The 18,957-nt window shown below is 70.0% G+C and carries 16 protein-coding genes; 14 read left to right on the plus strand and 2 right to left on the minus strand.

The features are described 5' to 3' along the window. Nucleotides 1-108 precede the first annotated feature (108 nt). From J8M50_RS20000 to J8M50_RS20045, 10 genes are all read left to right on the plus strand, one after another. Nucleotides 109-798, plus strand: coding sequence for a M24 family metallopeptidase (locus J8M50_RS20000; RefSeq protein WP_010355191.1), 690 nt, complete (start codon nt 109-111; stop codon nt 796-798). A gap of 14 nt (nt 799-812) precedes the next feature. Further along, the gene (locus tag J8M50_RS20005) at nt 813-1,055 is read left to right on the plus strand and encodes a hypothetical protein (RefSeq protein WP_010355190.1); all 243 of its coding nucleotides are present in this window, start codon (nt 813-815) and stop codon (nt 1,053-1,055) included. A 164-nt stretch (nt 1,056-1,219) separates the two neighbouring features. After that, complete coding sequence (locus tag J8M50_RS20010; RefSeq protein ID WP_010355189.1) at nt 1,220-2,254, plus strand: enoyl-CoA hydratase/isomerase family protein; 1,035 nt, start codon at nt 1,220-1,222, stop codon at nt 2,252-2,254. 39 nt (nt 2,255-2,293) lie between these two features. Next, the gene (locus J8M50_RS20015) at nt 2,294-3,484 is read left to right on the plus strand and encodes a CaiB/BaiF CoA transferase family protein (RefSeq protein WP_010355188.1); all 1,191 of its coding nucleotides are present in this window, start codon (nt 2,294-2,296) and stop codon (nt 3,482-3,484) included. Nucleotides 3,485-3,636: 152 nt separating this feature from the next. Beyond that, complete coding sequence (locus J8M50_RS20020) at nt 3,637-4,731, plus strand: LacI family DNA-binding transcriptional regulator (RefSeq protein ID WP_370516636.1); 1,095 nt, start codon at nt 3,637-3,639, stop codon at nt 4,729-4,731. A 179-nt stretch (nt 4,732-4,910) separates the two neighbouring features. Beyond that, nucleotides 4,911-6,296 (plus strand): ABC transporter substrate-binding protein, encoded by a 1,386-nt coding sequence (locus tag J8M50_RS20025; RefSeq protein ID WP_010355186.1) that lies wholly within the window; start codon nt 4,911-4,913, stop codon nt 6,294-6,296. Nucleotide 6,297: 1 nt separating this feature from the next. Continuing rightward, nucleotides 6,298-7,173, plus strand: coding sequence for a carbohydrate ABC transporter permease (locus tag J8M50_RS20030; RefSeq protein WP_010355185.1), 876 nt, complete (start codon nt 6,298-6,300; stop codon nt 7,171-7,173). Beyond that, nucleotides 7,170-8,081, plus strand: a complete 912-nt coding sequence (locus J8M50_RS20035; RefSeq protein ID WP_010355184.1) for a carbohydrate ABC transporter permease — start codon at nt 7,170-7,172, stop codon at nt 8,079-8,081. Before J8M50_RS20030 ends, J8M50_RS20035 begins: the two co-directional genes overlap by 4 nt. Before the next feature lie 24 nt (nt 8,082-8,105). After that, nucleotides 8,106-10,304: a beta-galactosidase gene (locus tag J8M50_RS20040; RefSeq protein WP_010355183.1), complete on the plus strand. Its 2,199-nt coding sequence runs from the start codon at nt 8,106-8,108 to the stop codon at nt 10,302-10,304. Next, nucleotides 10,298-12,073: an RICIN domain-containing protein gene (locus J8M50_RS20045; RefSeq protein WP_010355182.1), complete on the plus strand. Its 1,776-nt coding sequence runs from the start codon at nt 10,298-10,300 to the stop codon at nt 12,071-12,073. The genes J8M50_RS20040 and J8M50_RS20045 overlap by 7 nt, the downstream gene beginning before the upstream one ends. On the opposite strand, the gene J8M50_RS20050 is transcribed toward J8M50_RS20045, so the two are convergent. Beyond that, entirely contained in the window at nt 12,054-12,932 is an 879-nt protein-coding gene (locus J8M50_RS20050) for a hypothetical protein (protein WP_010355181.1), read from the minus strand. The genes J8M50_RS20045 and J8M50_RS20050 overlap by 20 nt on opposite strands. Nucleotides 12,933-13,029: 97 nt before the next feature. Continuing rightward, complete coding sequence (locus J8M50_RS20055) at nt 13,030-13,626, minus strand: TetR/AcrR family transcriptional regulator (protein WP_010355180.1); 597 nt, start codon at nt 13,624-13,626, stop codon at nt 13,030-13,032. A 243-nt stretch (nt 13,627-13,869) separates the two neighbouring features. Here J8M50_RS20055 and J8M50_RS20060 point away from each other — a divergent pair, with 243 nt between their 5' ends. From J8M50_RS20060 to J8M50_RS20080, 4 genes are read left to right on the plus strand one after another with little or no spacing between them, the layout of a single operon-like run. Continuing rightward, nucleotides 13,870-15,417: an ABC transporter substrate-binding protein gene (locus J8M50_RS20060; protein ID WP_010355179.1), complete on the plus strand. Its 1,548-nt coding sequence runs from the start codon at nt 13,870-13,872 to the stop codon at nt 15,415-15,417. A gap of 9 nt (nt 15,418-15,426) precedes the next feature. Then, complete coding sequence (locus J8M50_RS49165) at nt 15,427-16,371, plus strand: ABC transporter permease (protein ID WP_010355178.1); 945 nt, start codon at nt 15,427-15,429, stop codon at nt 16,369-16,371. Then, nucleotides 16,368-18,092: a dipeptide/oligopeptide/nickel ABC transporter permease/ATP-binding protein gene (locus J8M50_RS20075; protein WP_010355177.1), complete on the plus strand. Its 1,725-nt coding sequence runs from the start codon at nt 16,368-16,370 to the stop codon at nt 18,090-18,092. The genes J8M50_RS49165 and J8M50_RS20075 overlap by 4 nt, the downstream gene beginning before the upstream one ends. Further along, nucleotides 18,089-18,925 (plus strand): ATP-binding cassette domain-containing protein, encoded by an 837-nt coding sequence (locus J8M50_RS20080; RefSeq protein ID WP_010355176.1) that lies wholly within the window; start codon nt 18,089-18,091, stop codon nt 18,923-18,925. Before J8M50_RS20075 ends, J8M50_RS20080 begins: the two co-directional genes overlap by 4 nt. Nucleotides 18,926-18,957 lie beyond the last annotated feature (32 nt).

Consider the following 18,957-nt stretch of genomic DNA (forward strand, 5'->3'; position numbering starts at 1 on the left):
GATGAGGGCTACCCGAGTCAAGGGCAGGTCAAGCGTGTGAGGGGGGCGGGGCTTGAGACGTACTGAACGCCGTTGCGGAAAACGATCTCCCGGCGTTACGTTCGCCCCATGTCGGACGATGAATCCACGCGCGCCGCACGGCTGTTGAGCGCGCAAGCCAAGGCGGAGGAACTCTTCGCGGAGATCTCCCGGCGCGGGCTGATCGCGCCGGGCGAGGGCGAACGCGCGGTCAGCGACCGCGTCCGCGACCTCGCCAACGAACTCTTCGGCACCACCCGGCACTGGCACAAGCGGATCGTCCGCTCGGGCCCCAACACCCTCAAGCCGTACCGCGAGAACCCGCCGGACCGGCCGATCGCCGCCGACGACATCGTGTTCGCCGACTTCGGGCCCATCTTCGAGGAGTACGAGGCGGACTTCGGCCGCACGTTCGTCCTCGGCGACGACCCCGTGAAGCACCGCCTGTGCGACGACCTCCCCGAGGTCTTCCGGGCGGGCCGGCGCTTCTTCGAGGACACCCCCGGCATCACCGGCGAACAACTCCACGCGGAGATCAACCGCCTGGCGGAGAAGGCGGGTTGGGGACTGGGCGGCTGGCACGCGGGCCACCTGGTCGGCGAGTTCCCGCACGAACGGATCGACGGCGCGGACGTCGAGTCGTACATCGCCCCCGAGAACACGACGCAGTTGCGCCGCACCGACCGCGCGGGCCGCCGCTGCCACTGGATCCTGGAGATCCATCTCGTGGACCAGGAACGGGAGTTCGGCGGCTTCTACGAGGAGCTCCTCACCCTCTGACGTACGCTCGGAGCATGGGTGCCATCCTGCCGCTGCTGTGCATCGCCGCCGTCCTCGGCCTGTTCGCGCTCCTCGCCCGCCGTATCCGCCGCAGGGGCCTCGCGGGCGGAGCGCTGAGCGCGGCGCTGGCCTCGTACGAGGAGGCGTTCCGGGCGACGTCGTACGCATCCCACGTGGAGATCCAGGTCCAGACGGACCGCAAGGAGCCGATCCCCACGCCGGACCGGTGGAGGACGCGGTGGGGGCGGCGGCGCTGAAGGCTGCTGGGGCTTCCTGAAGTCTGACCGCTGACCTGCCTGGTTTGCCGACGCGGTGCGCTTTGCGACCATGGACGCGGGAAGATCGTCCACGACGCGTACGGCGGATGCGGAAGGAAGCGGCAGCTCATGTGCACCAAAGTGACCCCGGGCGGGGTGGTTCTGTGACCGGCGTCCAGTGCTGGCGGGACGGTCTGGTCGGGCGGGTCGTGCTTGATCGGCCCAAGGCGCTCAATGCCCTCAACCACGCCATGGTCCTGCGGATCGACGCGGCCCTCACCGAGTGGGAGCACGACCCCTCGGTCACGGCCGTCGTCGTCACCGGCGCGGGGGAGCGCGGGCTGTGCGCCGGTGGGGACATCCGCGCCGTGCACGACGACGCGCGGGACGGCGACGGGCGCGCCTCGGCCGCCTTCTGGCGGGACGAGTACCGGCTGAACGCGCGGATCGCGCGGTACCCGAAGCCGTACGTCGCCGTCATGGACGGCATCGCGATGGGCGGGGGCGTCGGGATCTCGGCCCACGGGGACGTCCGGATCGTCACCGAACGCTCCCGCGTCGCCATGCCCGAGACCGGGATCGGGTTCGTGCCGGACGTCGGGGGGACCTATCTGCTCTCCCACGCACCCGGCGAACTCGGCACCCACCTCGGCCTGACGGGTACTCAGATCGGCGCCGCCGACGCCCTGTTGTGCGGCCTCGCCGACCACTACGTCCCCTCCTCCGAACTCCCCGCCCTCCTCGCCGACCTGGCCACCCTCCCGGTGACCGAGGCCCTCGCCCGCCACGAACAGCGGCCTCCCCTCGCGGAGTTGCCGGGCGACCGGCACTGGATCGACGCCTGCTACGCCGCCGACACGGTCGAGGAGATCGTCGACAGGCTCTCCGCGTACGACGATCCCCGTGCCAAGGGCGCCGCCGAAACCCTCCTCACCCGCTCCCCGACGACCCTCAAGGTCACCCTCCGCGCCCTGCGCAGCGCACGCCGGCTCACCCTGGAACAGGCCCTCGACCAGGAGTACCGCGTCTCCTGCCACGCCCTCACGACCCACGACCTCGTGGAGGGCGTCCGCGCGCAGATCATCGACAAGGACCGCAACCCCCGCTGGTCCCCGGCGACTCTGCCGGACGTCTCCGAGGCGGACGTGGCCGGGTACTTCACGCCCCTGGGGGAGGAGGAGTTGGGCCTCGGCGCATGACGCAGGCTCTCAGCAGGAAACCTCCGAAAGGGACCCGCCATGCCCCATGACCTCCCCCTCGCCGGCATCACCGTCGTCAGCGTCGAACAAGCCGTGGCCGCCCCCTACGCCACCCGCCAACTCGCCGACCTCGGCGCGAGGGTGATCAAGGTGGAGCGACCGGGCGGCGGCGACTTCGCGCGGCGCTACGACGGAACGGTGCACGGGGAGTCGAGTTACTTCGTGTGGCTCAACAGGTCCAAGGAATCGGTGACGTTGGACCTGAAGACGGCGGCGGGGCGGCGCATCCTGGGCCAACTCGCGGGCCGCGCGGACGTGTTCGTCCAGAACCTCGCGCCGGGCGCGGCAGCGCGGATGGGGTTCGGGGCGGACGCGCTGAGGGAGCGGTACCCCTCGCTGATCCCGTGCGCGATCACCGGGTACGGCAGCACGGGCCCCTGGGCGGACCGCAAGGCGTACGACCTCCTCGTCCAGTGCCAGACCGGCCTGGTCTCACTGACAGGCGGCCCCGAGGAACCCGCCCGCGTCGGGATCTCGGTCGCCGACATCGCCGCCGGCATGTACGCGTACTCCGGCATCCTGACGGCGCTGTTCGCGCGGGCCACCTCGGGCGTCGTACGCCCCGTCGAGGTCTCGTTGTTCGAGGCGCTCGCGGAGTGGATGGGCCAGCCCGCCAACTACACGCGGTTCGGGGGGAGTCAGCCCCCGAGGGTGGGCACGCAGCACGCGACGATCGCGCCGTACGGGGCGTACCGGTGCGCGGACGGGAAAGACGTCCTGTTCTCGATCCAGAACGAACGCGAATGGGCGTCCCTGTGCGGCCGGTTCCTGAAGGACCCGGCACCCGCGACCGACCCCCGCTTCGCCACCGGCACCGAACGCGTCGTCCACCGCGAGGAGTTGAACGCGATCGTGGCCCGCAGATTCGCGGAGCTGGACAGCGCGGAGGTGACGCGCGAACTGGACGCGGCGGGCATCGCGAACGCGGGCGTGAACGACGTCGCGGAGTTCGTCGCCCACCCGGTCCTCGCGCAACGGGACCGGTGGCGGGACGTGACGCTGCCCGGCGGCGTCGCCGTACCCGCCCTGATCCCGCCCGTCGACCTGGCCGGCGTGGCGCCCCGGATGGACCCGGTGCCCGGTGTGGGGGAGCACACGGACGCCGTGCTCGCGGAGCTGGGGTACGGGGAGGCGGAGATCGGGGCGCTGCGGAGCGAAGGCGTCGTCTGAGGCTCCGGCCCAGCCCCCGTCCCGATTGTCGTCCGAAGTATTGACGCCATCCTTCTGACTGCGTAGACATGACAGCGCAGACATGACTACGCAGTCATGCGGGTCAGCGTCTGGGATCATGGACACGTCGTAACTGTCGACCGGGAGGTGCCGTGACACGAGCAGCCGGGCGGAACGCCGGAACGGCGGCGCCGCGCAGCGTGGACGTCGCACGCCTCGCCGGGGTGTCGCAGAAAACGGTTTCCCGCGTTTTCAACGACGAGCCGTACGTCTCGGCGGACGTGCGGCGCAGGGTCCTCGACGCCGCCGAGCAGCTCGGGTACCGGCGCAACAACGCCGCCCGCGCGCTCGCCTCGGGCCGCACCAGGTCGATCGGCGTCGTCACACTGGGCACCGCGCTGTACGGGCCGGCCTCGCTGCTGATGGGCGTCGAGAAGGTCGTCCGGGACACGGGGTACGCGCTGCGGGTCGTCAACACCGTCGAAGGCGACCCGGCGGGCATCGCCGGAGCCGTCGACTCGCTGCTCGACCAGGGCGTGGACGGCATCGTCGTGTCGGAGCCGATCGACGAACCGAGCGGGGTGCCGCTGCGGGTGGACGTGCCGGTGCTGGTGATCGGCGCACCCTCGCCGGTGACCTCGCCGACGGTGCTGTCCGCAGGCGACGGCGCCGACCTCATGGCGCGTACGGCGGTCGAACACCTCCTGGAACTGGGCCATGTGACGGTCCATCACCTCGCTGGCCCCCAGCGCTGGTTCGCCGCCCGGGACCGACTCGTGGGCTGGCGGGCCGCGTTGACCGAGCACGGCAGGCGGGTGCCGCCCGTCGTCGAAGGCGACTGGTCGGCGGCCTCGGGGTACCGGGCGGGCCGGGAGCTGGCCCAACTGGGCGACGTCACCGCCGTGTTCGCCGCGAACGACGACATGGCGATCGGGCTGATCCGGGCGCTGGCGGACGCCGGACGCCGGGTGCCCGAGGACGTCAGCGTCGTCGGGTTCGACGACATCCCGGTCGCCGCGTACGTGACACCTCCGCTGACCACGGTGCGCCAACCCTTCGACACCGTGGCCCAGGAGGGGCTCAAGAGGCTCGTGCACGTGATCGAGAACCCCGGCGCGGACCCGCTGCCGTCGGGTCAGCCGCCGGTGGACCTGGTCGTACGGGACTCGACGGGTCCGGCGCGGGCCGTCCCGGCTTCCCCGGCCTCCCCGGCCTCCCCGGGCGGAGGTGGGCCCGCCCGCGACTGACCGAACCATCGCGCCCGCGCGCCTCCCCACCGCGCCGCGCCCCTTTCACCGAGCCGCGTACCCCCCCTCATGCCGCCTCGCTCCGAGGCGTGCCCCGGGTCTTCGACCCCCTTGTCTCCGGCGGACGTTCACCCCCTCGGCGTCCCCGCACCCCTCTTCGCTTCCGGCGGGAGTCCACCATGCCCAAAAACATCATCACGTCCGCTTCCCTGAGCCGCCGCCTCTTCCTCACGACGACCGGAGCCCTCTCCCTGGGCGCCGCCCTCACCGCCTGCGGCGGCGGTGACTCGGGGAAGTCCCAGTCCGCGACCCAGCCGGTCAGCCAGGCCGACATCGACAAGGCGATGAAGACGCCGACCGAACTCACCTTCTGGACCTGGGTCCCGAACATCGCCAAGGAGATCGCCCTCTTCGAGAAGAAGTACCCGGCGGTCAAGGTGAAGATCGTCAACGCCGGCCAGGGCACCCCCCAGTACACCAAGCTGCGCACGGCGTTGAAGGCCGGCAGCGGCGCCCCCGACCTGGTGCAGATGGAGTACCAGGCGATCCCCACCTTCACCATCACCAACAACCTGCTGGACCTGCGCCCGTACGGCGCCGAGGCTCTCAAGTCGACGTTCGTGGAGTGGACTTGGGGCCAGGTCACCGGCACCGGCGGCGAGGTCTGGGCGATCCCGCAGGACACCGGCCCGATGGGCATGCTGTACCGCAAGGACATCTTCGACAAGCACGGCATCCAAGTACCGGGGACGTGGGACGAGTTCGCGGCAGCCGCCCGCAAGCTCCACCAGGCCGACCCGGACGTCTACCTCACCAACCTCGCCGCGAACCAACCCGCCGCCTGGCACGGCCTGTTGTGGCAGGCGGGAAGCAAGCCGTACGTCAGCCGGAGCAAGGGCGAGATCGCGATCAGCGTCGACGACGCCGTGTCGAAGAAGCTCGGCGCGTACTGGGGCGGCCTCGCGAAGGAAGGCGTCATCGGTGTCGAACCCGACTTCACCGACGGCTGGTACGCGGCCCTCAACAAGGGCAAGTACGCGACCTGGCTGACCGCCGCCTGGGCCCCCGCGTTCCTCTCCGGCTCCGCGAAGGACACCGCCGGGAACTGGCGCGCGGCCCCGCTCCCGCAGTGGGACGCCGCGAAGCCGTCCTCCGGGAACTGGGGCGGCTCCACCACCGCCGTCATCCGGGGCACCAAGAACGCCGTCCAGGCCGCCGTGTTCGCACAGTTCCTCAACAGCGACCCCGCCAGCGCGAAGATGTTCGCCACCGAGCAGTTCTTCTTCCCGGCGACCAAGGCCCTCCTCGCCGACCCGTCGTTCACCGGCGACGCGCCCGCCTTCTATGGCGGCCAGAAGGTCAACGAGGTGTTCGCGGGCGTCAGTTCGACCGTCGACGCCGACTTCCAGTGGCCGCCGTTCCTCGACCAGGCCGCCACCGACTGGACCGAGACCGTCGGCAAGTCCCTCGCCGACCACGCAGACACCGTGTCCGCGCTGGGGAGTTGGCAGTCACGGCTCACGTCGTACGCCAAGGGTCAGGGCTTCACGGTCGAGGGGAACTGAGATGGCCGCACCGCGCCGGAGGTCGGCGGGACCCCTCTTCGTCGCCCCCTTCATGATCCTGTTCCTCCTCCTCTTCCTCACCCCTCTCGGCTACGCCGCCTACCTCAGCCTCTTCCAGGAACGCCTGATCGGCGGCACCGCCTTCGTCGGCTTCGACAACTACGTCCAGGCCGTCAAGGACTCCCAACTCCTGCACGGAGTAGGGAGGGTGGCGCTCTTCTTCGTCATCCAGGTGCCGATCATGCTGGCCCTGGCGCTCCTCTTCGCCCTCGCCCTGGACAGCGGCCTCCTGCGGCTCGCCCGGATCATCCGGCTCGGCGTCTTCGTGCCGTACGCCGTCCCCAGCGTCGTCGCCGCACTCATGTGGGGCTACCTGTACGGCCCGGACTTCGGCCCGTTCGCCCAGTTCGCGCGTGAACTCAGCCTGCCCGTACCGGACTTCCTCAGCGGAACCTGGATGCTCGGCAGCCTCGCCAACATCGTCACGTGGGAGTTCACCGGCTACAACATGATCATCCTGTACGCGGCGCTGCGTACCATCCCGACGGAGCTGTACGAGGCCGCCGCGATGGACGGCGCGGGCGCCTGGCGGACCGCCTGGTCGGTCAAACTCCCCGCGCTGCGGCCCGCGTTGCTGCTCTGCCTGCTCTTCTCGGTGATCGGCAGCTTCCAGCTCTTCAACGAACCCAACCTGCTGATGAAGATCGCCCCCGACGTCATCACCAGCGACTACACCGCCAACCTCTACGCCTACTCCCTCGCGTTCACCGGCCAGCAGGTCAACTACGCGGCGACGGTGTCGTTCCTCCTCGGCCTCGTGATCGTCATCGCCTCCTACGCCGTCCTGCTGACCGCGAACCGCAGGAGGACCCCGTGACGACCCTTCTCGACAGGCCGACGGCCGCACAGCACACCGGAGTTAGCAAGGCGAAGCGGCCCCGCCGCAGCACGCCCCTCACCATCGCCATGCTCGCGGCCCTCGCCTACTTCCTGCTGCCGCTGCTCTGGCTCCTCATCGCGTCCACCAAGTCCGCGCACGACCTGATCGACAGCTTCGGCCTTTGGTTCTCCGACGCGCCCCAACTCCTCACCAACATCAAGGACACGTTCACGCAGGACGACGGCGTCTTCGTCACCTGGCTCCTCAACACCGTGCTGTACGCGGGCGTCAGCGCCATCGGCGCCGCCGTCCTCGCCGCCGCCGGAGGCTACGGCTTCGCGAAGTTCCGCTTCCGGGGTGACCGCGCCGCCTTCAACCTGGTGCTCGGCGCGGTGATGGTCCCGACGACGGCGCTGGCGATCCCGACGTACCTGCTGTTCGCCAAGGCGGGCCTGGTGAACACGCCGTGGGCGATCATCCTGCCCTCGCTGGTCAACCCGTTCGGCCTGTACCTGATGCGGATCTACGCCGCCGACGCGATCCCGGACAGCCTCCTGGAGGCCGCCCGCATCGACGGCGCCGGCGAGGTGCGGATCTTCTTCCGCATCGCGCTCAGACTGCTCGGCCCCGGCCTTGTCACCGTCCTGCTGTTCACGCTCGTCGCGACCTGGAACAACTACTTCCTGCCGCTGATCATGCTGAACGACCCCGATCTCTACCCGGTCACCGTCGGCCTCTCGTCCTGGGCCGCGCAGGCGCAGAACGGCGGCGCGGGCGCGAGCAGCGACATGCTCGCGCTGGTCGTGACCGGCTCCCTGCTCTCCATCCTGCCCCTCGTCGTGGCCTTCCTCCTGCTCCAGCGGTACTGGCAGAGCGGACTGGCCACCGGCGGCGTCAAGCAGTAAATCCCTTTGTCTGGAGGCTATTTCATGGCGGAACTCCCCGCCCGCGTCCTGTTCGGCGCCGCCTACTACCACGAGTACCAGCCCTACCCCCGCTCCGAGAACCGCCTCAAGACCGACCTCGACCTCATGTCCGAGGCGCACTTCACCGTCATCCGCGTCGGCGAGTCCGTCTGGTCCACCTGGGAGCCGGAGAACGACGTCTTCGACCTCGACTGGCTCCAGCCGGTCCTGGACGGCGCCCACGAACGCGGCATCTCCGTCGTCCTCGGCACCCCCACCTACGCCGTCCCCCCGTGGCTCGCCCGCCAGTACCCCGAGATCACCGGCGAGCGGAGGACCGGCGAGCGCATCGGCTGGGGCGCCCGCCAGGAAGTCGACTTCACCCACCCGGCGTTCCGCTTCCACGCCGAGCGCGTGATCCGCCGTATCACCGCCCGCTACGCGAGCCACCCGGCCGTCATCGGCTTCCAGGTCGACAACGAACCCGGCAACGAACTCCTGCACAACCGGGGCGTGTTCGAGCGGTTCACCGACCATCTCCGGCAGAAGTACGGCGACGTCGAGACCCTCAACCGCGAGTGGGGCCTGGTCTACTGGTCGCACCGCCTCTCGACGTGGGCCGACCTGTGGACCCCCGACGGCAACGTCCAGCCTCAGTACGACGTCGCCTGGCGGGAGTTCCAGGCCCGCCAGGTCACCGAGTTCATCGGCTGGCAGGCCGACATCGTCCGCGAGTACGCGCGCGACGACCAGTTCGTCACCACCTGTATCTCCTACACCCGCCCGGCGGTCGAGGACGACGAGCTGACCGACCGCCTCGACATCGCCTCCGGGAACCCGTACTACGCGATGCAGGACGGTCTGGCCCTCCCGGACCCCGTCGACCGTCCCCAGAAGTGGCAGACCGCCGGTGTCTGGTCCCTCTACCAGACCGCCGACTGGATGTTCTCCTCCCGCCAGTCCCCGTTCCTCGTCACCGAGACCAATGCCTCCTCGATCGGCTTCCCCTGGGACAACCGTCCCGCGTACGACGGCCAATGGCGCCAGGCCGCCTGGGCGTTGGTGTCCCGGGGTGCCCGCATGATCGAGTACTGGCACTGGCACACCCTGCACTTCGGCGCCGAGACCTACTGGGGCGGCGTCCTCCCGCACACCGGCAGACCCGGCCGCACGTACGCCGAACTCGCCCGCCTCGGCGCCGAGTTCGACACGGCCGGGGAACTCGTCGCCGGACTCGAACCCGACGCGGACGTCACGATCGTCTACTCGACGCCCAGCAAGTGGCTCATGCAGAAGTACCCGCCCCTCGCGACCCCGGACGGCGAACCCGACCCGGCCGCCTACCACGGCATCCTCGACCCCTTCTACCGGGGCGCGTTCGAGGCCCGCCGCCAGGTACGCATCGTCCACGCCCGCCAGTTGCACGACCCGACCGGTGAACGCGAGGGCCTGGAGCCGGAGTCGGCGGCCCGGACCCACCCGGTCCTGGTCGTCCCCGCGCTCTACCTCGCCGCCGACTCCACCCTGGAGTGGCTCGCCGCGTACGCCCACGCGGGCGGCCACCTCGTCCTCGGCCCCCGCACCGGGTACGCCGACCAGGAGGCCCGCGCCCGCACCGACCGCGCGCCCGCGAGGCTGGCGGAGGCGGCGGGGGTTTCGTACGACGAGTTCAGCAACCTCGTCGCGGAGGTGCCGGTCACGGGCGGGGGGCCGCTCGGTGTTCCGGAGGGGGCGACGGCGACGCGGTGGGCGGACGGGCTGACCGTGGCCGGCGGCGCGGCAACGGGCGGCACATCAACAGGCCCTGTCTCAAAGTGCGTTGAGCAAGGCGGCGGCGCGGCGGCAGACGCCGTGGAGATCCTCGCCCGCTACGACCACCCCCACTTCGGCCGCTGGCCCGCCATCACCACCCGCCGTCACGGCGAAGGCCGCGTCACCTGCGTCGGCACCGTCCCCGGCCAGACGCTGGCCCGCGCCCTCGCCGAATGGCTCGCCCCCGAACCCCGGCACGGCTGGGGCGAGTTGCCCGAGTCGGTGACGGTGACGAGCGGCACCTCGGCGGACGGCCGACGCGTGTACGTTGTCCACAACTGGTCCTGGGAGCAGGCGAGTCTGCGAGCGCCCGCCGGTCTGACGGACGTCCTCAGCGGCGAACCCCTCGGCCGGGAAGCCCACTTGAACGCCTGGGACGTCCGCGTGTTCGCGGAGGACAAGCCATGCTGAAGAGACTCGGCGTCCTGGGAGCAGCCACCGCCCTCCTCGCCATCCCGACCGCCACCGCCCACGCCTACAACCCCACCGGCGGCATCCTCTACCAACTCGGCTCGGAACCCTGCCTCAAGGGCCGGGGCAACTGCGCCATCTACCCCAAGTCGGCCCAACTCCCCAGCGGCAGACTGGTCGCCGCCTTCGAGAAGTCCACCGTCGTCGCGAAGTCCGGCAGCGCGGACGGCCAGACCATCCCCGTCTACAAGAGCGACGACCACGGCACGACCTGGCAGCCCCTGTCCGAGGTGAAGGCCCCGGCGTACCTCGGCAACTACCCGAAGTACACCAGCAATTGGACCAACCCCTACCTCTACGTCCTCCCGCAGAACGTCGGCGCCCTGAAGCGCGGCACCCTCCTCATGGCGACCGTCGTCTCCGGCGACGACGCGTACTACAAGGAGCACAAGGCCGCCGACCCCGACTGGACGCCCTCCAACGACGGTGACCGCAGCGACCTGGCGATTGCCCTGTACGCCAGCAACGACGACGGCGTGACCTGGCGGGTCATCAACATCATCGCCACCGGCGGCTGGCAGGGCGGCAGCGCGGGCGCCGTCGGCCAGAACGTCGCCGCCGCGAACACGCACCGCCAGGTGGACCCGCTCTGGGAGCCGTACCTGATGGTGCATCAGGGCAAGCTGGTGTGCTTCTACTCCGACGAGAACGACTACACCGGCTTCGACCCGGCGACCGGCGTACCGGCCCTCGACCCCGCCAACGACACGGCGCCGGACGCACACGGCCAGATTCTTGTCCACCGTACGTGGGACGGCCGTTCGGCGGCGTGGGAGAAGCCGGTCGTCGACATCGCCGGACTCTCGGGAGCGCAGGGCATCGGCGGCGGACGCCCCGGCATGACGAACGTCGTCCCCACGACCGACGGCAAGTGGCTGCTGACGTACGAATACTGGGGCGGCGGCGCCAACACGAGGTACCGCGTTGCGGACAGCCCGCTGGAGTTCTTCAAGGGCTCGCCGGTCGGCGAGGGCGTCAACTCCCTTCCCGTGGACGCCGGTTCGCATCCGCTCGCGATGGGCGGGAGCCCCGTACTGATCCGCCTGCCCGACGGGCGGCTCGTCTACAACGCGGCCGGGAGCGGGGACGTGTGGGTCAACGAGAGCGGGCGCAGCGACGGAGTGTGGAAGGAGTACCAGACGACGCTGGGCGCCGGGTACAGCCGTAATCTCCAGTACGACGCGGACACCGGGCGGGTCGTGATCCTGCGCAACCAGGGCACGTCGACACTCGCGTACGCGGAGGTCGACCTGGGGCGTTCAGCAGGCGCTTACTACCGTTTGCAGAACCGCGCGACGGGCCAGGTCATCGGCACGGGCGGCAGGACCAACGACGCGAACCTCGGCAACGGCGACGTCCCCGACGTACGCCTCGAAGCCGTGGGCTCCGCGAGCAATCCGGACACGCAGTACTGGCACGTCGTGACCGAGCCGCAGGGCGGGACAACCCTCCTGAACCGGTCCGGCGGGCGGGCCGCCGCCGTCTGGACCGGCAACGCGACCGAGGGCCAGCGGATCGGGCAGTGGGTCGACGACAGCCCGAAGGGAAGCTGGAACCTGGTCGCCACCACAAACGGTTACTACCGCTTGCAGTCCGTCAAGAACCCGGAGCTGTATCTGACGGGCGCGAGCGCGGGTGCGCCGCTGACGTTGCAGAAAACGGTTGCTGACGGTTCTCAGGAGTGGAGGCTCACAGGTCGGAGAAGTTGAGCGGGATCACCGCCGGTGTGTCGCTGGTGGTGAGTCCGTCGCCGAGTGGGCGCTGGGAGGCGAAGTTGTCCGGCGTCCACCACAGGCGTTCGTCGCCGCCCGCGCCCTTCCACACCATGGTGATCCGGTTGTCGACGCGGCTCAGCGCCGGCCCGTGGCTGGAGCGGCCGATGGCGAGCCGCTGCGCCGACCAGCCGTTGTCGCCGTAGGCGGCGCGCCACAGGGAGTCGTCGTTGCCGGAGCCCTTCCAGGCCATCGTCAGGGTGAAGCCGTTCGACGCGAGCGCCGGTCCGTGGGTCGAGCCGCCGGGGAAGGCCGTCGGCTGGGTCCACGAATAGCCGTCGTACACGCACCAGTACAGGTTCTGGTTGCCTCCCGACCCTTTCCACGCCATGAACAGGCGGCCCTTGTGCTCAGCGAGCGCCGGGCCGTGGCTGGAACTCGCCGTGCCGTCGCTGGTGACCTGCTGCGGGGTCCAGCCGTGCGGGCCGAGGACCGAGTACCAGATGTGCTCGTCGGCGCCCGCGCCGCGCCAGGCCAGGACCGGTTGGGTGCCGAGGACGCCGAGCGCCGGGCGGTCCTCCGTACGCGGTACGTCGGGCGGGAGCGCCTGGTCGTCCCAGCTGTCGCCGGTGAAGTGCCCGGCGGCGGTCCACAGCCGGCTGTCGTCGCCGGCGCCGCGCCAGGCGGCCCGGATGCCGTTCCCGCCGGGGACGACGACCGCCGCGAGACCCCGGCTGCTGGCGAACCAGCTCACCTTGCGGACGTCGTGGAACTCGGTCCCCTGATCGCAGCGCGCGGAGTAGATCCCCTGGTCGGCGCCGTGACCTTTCCAGATGACGAAGGGGCGGTCGGGCATGGGAGCCTCCCGGAGCGGTCGGCGGTCACGGTGTACGGGACCGGCTCGCGTCCATTGTCCGCCCGACGCCCGGCCCGCGCCCGCAAAAGCCGATATCTCACTCCTCTTCCAGCAGTAGCCGCACAAAGTCCCGCACGGGCCGGGTGATGTCGAGGCTCGGGTCCAGCAGCCACTGCAACTGCAATCCGTGCAGCACCGCGTTGAGGAGCATCGAGGCGCTCTCGGGGCTGACGCCGAGGCGCAGCGCGACGCCGGTGCTGCCCTCGTGGACGCCCTCGGTGAAGGTGGCCCGCGAGCGTTCGTAGCGCTCGACGAAGTACGCGTGCGCGGAGTGGTCGGGGCGGGACGCGGCTGCCGCCAACTCGATCCACAGGCGCATGAGTTCGGGCGCCTGCTGGTGGTGGCGGAGCAACTGCTCGAAGTACGGCCCGAGTTGGTCGGCGCTCTCGATGAAGTCCGCGCCCTGGCGCCACTCCTCGGCGTCGCGCTCCGCGAGGACGGCCGCGAGGATCTCGTCCTTGTTGTGGAAGTGGTGGAGCAGCCCGGTGTGGGTGATCCCGGCCCGCTCGGCGATATCGCGCAACGACGCCTTCGCGAAGCCGTGTTCGACGAAGCTCTCGCGCGCGGCCTGCACGATCTCCGCCCTGCGGGCCAGCGATTTCGCGTAGCTGCCCCGCGCCTTCGACTGCTCCACGTGCCGCTCACTCTCCTCGACGGGGTCGGTGGGAGCTCGAAATTATGCCGCCCGGTCGGGAATCGTCCAGCGCTGGGCGCTGGATTGGATAACAAGTGCATAACGAAATGTGATCGCCGTCTTCACGAGCTTGCCACAGACCCATAACGTCCCACCGAAAACAGACCACGTGGTAAGTGGTGGCGTGATCGCTCCCCCGGAGAGCCGACCAGGGGGACGGTTCCCGGACGAAGGAATCCAGCCATGCGCATACGACACCCCCATCCGCGCACCCGCAGACAAGCCCTCACCGCCCTGGGCGTCGGCGCGGTGCTGTTCGCCTCGGCGGCCTGCGACAGCCGGCCGGCGAGCACCTCCGCCTCCCCGTCGACCCTCGCCCTCTCGATCTTCGGGACGCCCAACTCCTTCGACCCGACACAGCTGTTGGAGGGCCAGCAGATGTACGTCTGGGACTCCGTCTACGACACCCTGCTCCTCCAGGACAACGAGGGCCGCCTCCAGCCGGGCGCCGCGCAGAGCTGGCAGTACTCCACCGACGCCCGCACCCTGACCCTCAAGCTGCGCACCGGCATGAAGTTCAGCGACGGCTCACCCGTCGACTCCGCCGCCGTCCGCGCCACCCTCGACCGCATCCGCACCACCTCGGGCCCCTCCCAAGGCATGCTCGCCTCCCTCGCCGCCGTCGAGGCCCCCGACGCGACCACCGTCGTCGTCCGCCTCAAGCGCCCGGACGGCTCCCTGCTCACCGCGCTCTCGCAGGCCGCCGGAGTGATCGGCGACCCGAAGACCATGACCACCAGGAGCGCCGCCCTCGAACCGGTCGGCTCCGGCCCCTACACCCTCGACAAGGGTCAGACCGTCAACGGCTCGGTGTACGTCCTCAAGCGCCGCGCCGACTACTGGAACAAAGCCGCCTACCCCTTCGCCACGGTCAAGGTCCGCGTCATCTCCGACCCCACGGCCGCCGCCAACGCCCTCAAGGCCGGCCAGACCAACGCCGGAACCGTCGACATCTCCCAGCTCTCCGGCTTCCCCGCCCCCGCCTTCGAGCACAAGCACGTCGACGCAACCGCCGGAGCCACCCTCGTCCTCGCCGACCGCGAGGGCCAAGTCCTCAAGCCGCTGGGCGACTTGCGGGTCCGCAAGGCGATCAACATGGCCTTCGACCGCGCCAAGATGGTCAAACAGCTCCTGCGCGGCTCCGGCAGCCCCACCACCCAGATCTACAACCCCAAGGGCACGGCGTACGACAACTCCCTGAACCAGACCTACGGTTACGACCCTCAAGGCGCCAAACGCCTGCTCGCGGAAGCCGGTTACCCGAACGGGTTCTCCGTCACGATGCCGAGCCTCGTCTTCACCAAGACCTTCGAGCCCACCCTCACCCAGGCCCTCGGCGACATCGGCGTCAAGGTCACCTGGCAGCCCGTACCGCCCCAACAGGCCGTCTCCGCGCTCGCGTCCAAGAAGTACCCCCTGTTCCTCGTCGTGGACGGCCTCACCGCCACCCCCACCGAGACCCGCAACTTCTACAGCCCCACCGGCTACCGCAACGTCTTCAACTCCACCGACCCGGCGCTCACTTCACTCCTCGACCGGGCCGACCGCGAACTCGACCCCGGCAAGGCCGCCGGAATCTACCGGCAGATCAACAAGTTCGGCGTCGACAACGCCTGGTACAGCCCCGTCTTCCAGATCGGCAGCGACTGGGTCACCAAGAAGGGCATCACCTACCTCGGTGACGGATCGTCAACTCTCGCCACCGTCCGCCAGTTCGGCGCCACCGCCTAGGAACATCCCATGATCCTCTACGTGGTGCGCCGCCTCGGCACCGGTCTGGTCCTCGCCGTTCTCGTCACCCTCCTCACCTTCCTCCTCCTCAGCACCTCTTTCGACGACGTCGCCAGCAGCATCGTCGGCACCGGAGCCACCCCCGACCAGATCCACCAGCAGAAAGCCCAACTCGGCCTCGACCGCCCCCTGTTCGTCCAGTACGGCGACTGGCTCGGCCACGCCGTACGCGGCGACCTCGGCCTGTCCTGGTTCACCAGCGAACCCGTCCGCGCCGCCGTCACCGCCCGCCTCGGCGTCACCCTCTCCCTCGTCGTCACCGCCCTCCTCCTCACCACCCTGATCAGCGTCACCCTCGGCGTCCTCGCCGCAGCACGCGGCGGCGCCGTCGACCGCATCGCCCAAGGCGTCTCCATGGTCGGCCACCTCGTCCCCAACCTGCTGATCGCGATCGCCCTCACCTACGTACTCGCCGTGAAACTCGGCTGGTTCCCCGCCACCGGCTACACGCCCCTCGCCGAGGACCCGGCGGGCTGGGCCTCCACCATCGCCATCCCCGTCGCCGCGCTCATGATGGGCGGCGTCGCGAACCTCACCGCCCAGATCAGAGGCGCGATGATCGGCGAACTCCGCAAGGACTACGTCCGTACGCTGCGCACCCGAGGCGTCCCGACCCGCTCCGTCGTCCTGCGGCACGCCCTGCGCGGCGCCGCCGGGCCCGCACTCACCGTGCTCTCCCTGGAGTTCGTCCAGATGCTCGGCGGCGCGCTCGTCATCGAGCAGGTCTTCGCGCTCCCCGGCTACGGACAGTACGCCTTCAACGCGTCCCTCCAGGGAGACGTCCCGATCATCATGGGCATCAGCCTCTTCGGCGTACTCCTCGTGATCGGCGTCAACCTCGCCGTCGACCTGGTGGGCGGCTGGCTCAACCCGAAGGCGAGAGTGCTGAGTTGACCACACCCTCTGTACGCCGACTGCTGCGCGACCCGCAGGCCGTCATCAGCGCGGGGCTGCTGCTGGCCATCGTCCTGCTCGGCCTGATCTCCCCGCTCGTCCGCGAACACGGCCCGAACCACGCCTCGTTGGACGCCGTCAACGCCGCGCCCGGCACCGACGGCTACCTCCTCGGCGGCGACAAGAGCGGGCGCGACATCCTCGCCCGGCTCCTCGCGTCCATCAACACCAGCATGGTCTCCGCCCTCATCGGCACCAGCATCGCCCTCGCCGTCGGCGTCACCTTCGGGCTGATCGGCGGGTACTTCGGGCGACGGGTACGGGGCGTCACCGAATGGGTGTTCAGCCTCGTCATGACGTTCCCCGGACTCCTGCTCCTCATCGTCCTGCTGCCCGTCACCGGCGGCGACTACCGGGCGACCATGCTCATCTTCGGGTTCCTCCTCTCGCCGGGCATCTACCGGCTCGTCCGCAACCTCGTCCTCGGGGTCAAGAACGAGCTGTACGTCGACGCCGCGCGCGTCTCCGGGCTGCCCGACCTGCGGATCCTGCGCCGCCACGTCCTCACCGTCGTCCGGGGGCCGGTGATCATCGCCACCGCCTTCCTCGCCGGGTCCTCCATCTCCGTACAGTCCGGGCTGGCGTTCCTCGGACTCGGGTCCAGCGCGGTGCCGAGCTTCGGGGCGATGATCTCCGAGGGGTTCACGAACCTCTACGAGGAACCTCTCCAATTCGTGTGGCCCAGCCTGACGTTGGGGCTCATCACGGCGTGTCTGGTGCTGCTCGGCAACTCGCTGCGGGACGCGCTGGAAGGGGGGCGGCCCAAGCCGGCCCGCATTGTCTCGACACCTCGACTCCAGGTGCCTTCCTCGTACAGCGCTTCTTCGGGACTGCTCGTCGTCGACGATCTCGCCCTCGCCTACCCCACCTCCGACGGGGAGTTGAGGGAGGTCGTCTCCGGGGTGAGCCTCACGCTGGAGGCCGGGGAGACCCTCGGGCTCGTGGGGGAGTCGGGGTCCGGCAAGACACAGACCGCGTTCGCGGTGCTGGGGGTGCTGCCTGCGGAGGCCGTGGTCGTTCGGGGGTCGGTGCGGCTCGACGGGCGTGAGCTGCTCGGGCTGGGTGAAGGGGAGTTGAGGAAGGTGCGGGGGCGGGCGATCGCGTACGTCCCTCAGGAGCCGATGTCCAACCTGGACCCCAACTGGACCGTGGGCGCGCAGCTCGTCGAGGCGATCCGCGCGGCAACTCCCTTGCCCCGTAAGGAAGCGCGAGCGCGGGCGCTGGCCCTGCTGACCCGCGTCGGCATCCCCGACCCTGCCCGTACCTACGCCTCCTACCCTCACCAGATCTCCGGGGGCATGGCCCAACGCGTTCTGATCGCAGGGGCTGTTGCTACTCGCCCCGCGCTGCTCATCGCCGACGAGCCGACCACCGCGCTCGATGTGACGGTGCAGGCGGAGATCCTCGATCTGCTCCGGGATCTTCAGGCGGAGTTGGACATGGCGGTGTTGCTGGTGACGCACAACTTCGGTGTCGTAGCCGACATTTGCGACCGGGTTGCGGTCATGCGGGAGGGGCGGATCGTCGAGACGGGGGAGGTGGAGGGGCTGTTCGCGGCGCCTCAACACCCGTACACGCGCATGTTGTTGGACTCGATCCTCGACGAGGACACGGTCCGCGCGGAGGACAGCCAGGCTGTTGATTCTCGGGAGACCCGATGACGAACCCTCTTCTCGACGTCTCCGGCCTTCGCGTCACCTACCCCGGCCGTGGCTTCCGGGCCCGCCCCAAGGAAGTCCTCCACGGTGTCTCCCTGACCGTCGGCAAAGGCGAGACCCTCGGTGTCGTCGGCGAGTCAGGGTCCGGCAAGACCACCATCGGCCGTGCCGTCCTCGGTCTCGTCAAAGCGGCCGGTGGTGGCATCCGTTTCCTGGGCCAGGACATCACCCACGCAACTCCCAAGGAACGCCGGGGGCTTGCCCGTGATCTCCAGGTCGTCTTCCAGGACCCCTACACCTCCCTCAACCCCGCCCTGACCGTCGGCGACATTCTCAGTGAACCCCTTGTCGTCCAGGGCGCGACCCCGAAGGGCGCCCGGACCCGGGTGCTGGATCTTCTCGACCAGGTCGGTCTTCCGGCGGACGCGTACGACCGGCTGCCCCGCGAGTTCAGTGGCGGCCAGCGTCAACGCGTCGCCATCGCACGGGCATTGGCGCCCGGCCCCAAGCTGATCGTCTGCGACGAACCGGTCTCCGCGCTGGACCTCTCCACGCAGGCCCGCGTCCTCGATCTGTTCGTCGATATCCAGCGCCGTACCGGTGTCGCCTATCTTTTCGTCTCGCACGACCTCGCCGTCATCCGGCATGTCAGCCACCGTGTCGCGGTCGTTCACCACGGCGACATCGTCGAGACGGGCCCCGCAGGACACGTCACCTCCACTCCCGAACACCCCTACACGCGCCGCCTGTTGCTGGCGGCGCCGGTTGCCGACCCGGTGAAGCAGCGCGCCCGGCGTGAGGCGCGGCGGCGGGAGAAGGCTGCCGGAAGTGCCTGAGCCGAACTTCTTGAGCCGACCCGGAATCGGCT

Source organism: Streptomyces acidiscabies (assembly GCF_020010905.1).
GTDB classification, from domain to species: Bacteria; Actinomycetota; Actinomycetes; order Streptomycetales; family Streptomycetaceae; genus Streptomyces; species Streptomyces acidiscabies.

What these genes read in the sequence shown, in the direction of transcription:
- J8M50_RS20045 (WP_010355182.1), top strand. Translation starts at nt 10,298, where the DNA reads ATGCTGAAGAGACTCGGCGTCCTGGGAGCAGCCACCGCCCTCCTCGCC.
- J8M50_RS20080 (WP_010355176.1), top strand. Translation starts at nt 18,089, where the DNA reads ATGACGAACCCTCTTCTCGACGTCTCCGGCCTTCGCGTCACCTACCCC.
- J8M50_RS20015 (WP_010355188.1), top strand. Translation starts at nt 2,294, where the DNA reads ATGCCCCATGACCTCCCCCTCGCCGGCATCACCGTCGTCAGCGTCGAA.
- J8M50_RS20030 (WP_010355185.1), top strand. Translation starts at nt 6,298, where the DNA reads ATGGCCGCACCGCGCCGGAGGTCGGCGGGACCCCTCTTCGTCGCCCCC.
- J8M50_RS20000 (WP_010355191.1), top strand. Translation starts at nt 109, where the DNA reads ATGTCGGACGATGAATCCACGCGCGCCGCACGGCTGTTGAGCGCGCAA.
- J8M50_RS20040 (WP_010355183.1), top strand. Translation starts at nt 8,106, where the DNA reads ATGGCGGAACTCCCCGCCCGCGTCCTGTTCGGCGCCGCCTACTACCAC.
- J8M50_RS49165 (WP_010355178.1), top strand. Translation starts at nt 15,427, where the DNA reads ATGATCCTCTACGTGGTGCGCCGCCTCGGCACCGGTCTGGTCCTCGCC.
- J8M50_RS20025 (WP_010355186.1), top strand. Translation starts at nt 4,911, where the DNA reads ATGCCCAAAAACATCATCACGTCCGCTTCCCTGAGCCGCCGCCTCTTC.
- J8M50_RS20060 (WP_010355179.1), top strand. Translation starts at nt 13,870, where the DNA reads ATGCGCATACGACACCCCCATCCGCGCACCCGCAGACAAGCCCTCACC.
- J8M50_RS20050 (WP_010355181.1), bottom strand. Translation starts at nt 12,932, where the DNA reads ATGCCCGACCGCCCCTTCGTCATCTGGAAAGGTCACGGCGCCGACCAG.
- J8M50_RS20005 (WP_010355190.1), top strand. Translation starts at nt 813, where the DNA reads ATGGGTGCCATCCTGCCGCTGCTGTGCATCGCCGCCGTCCTCGGCCTG.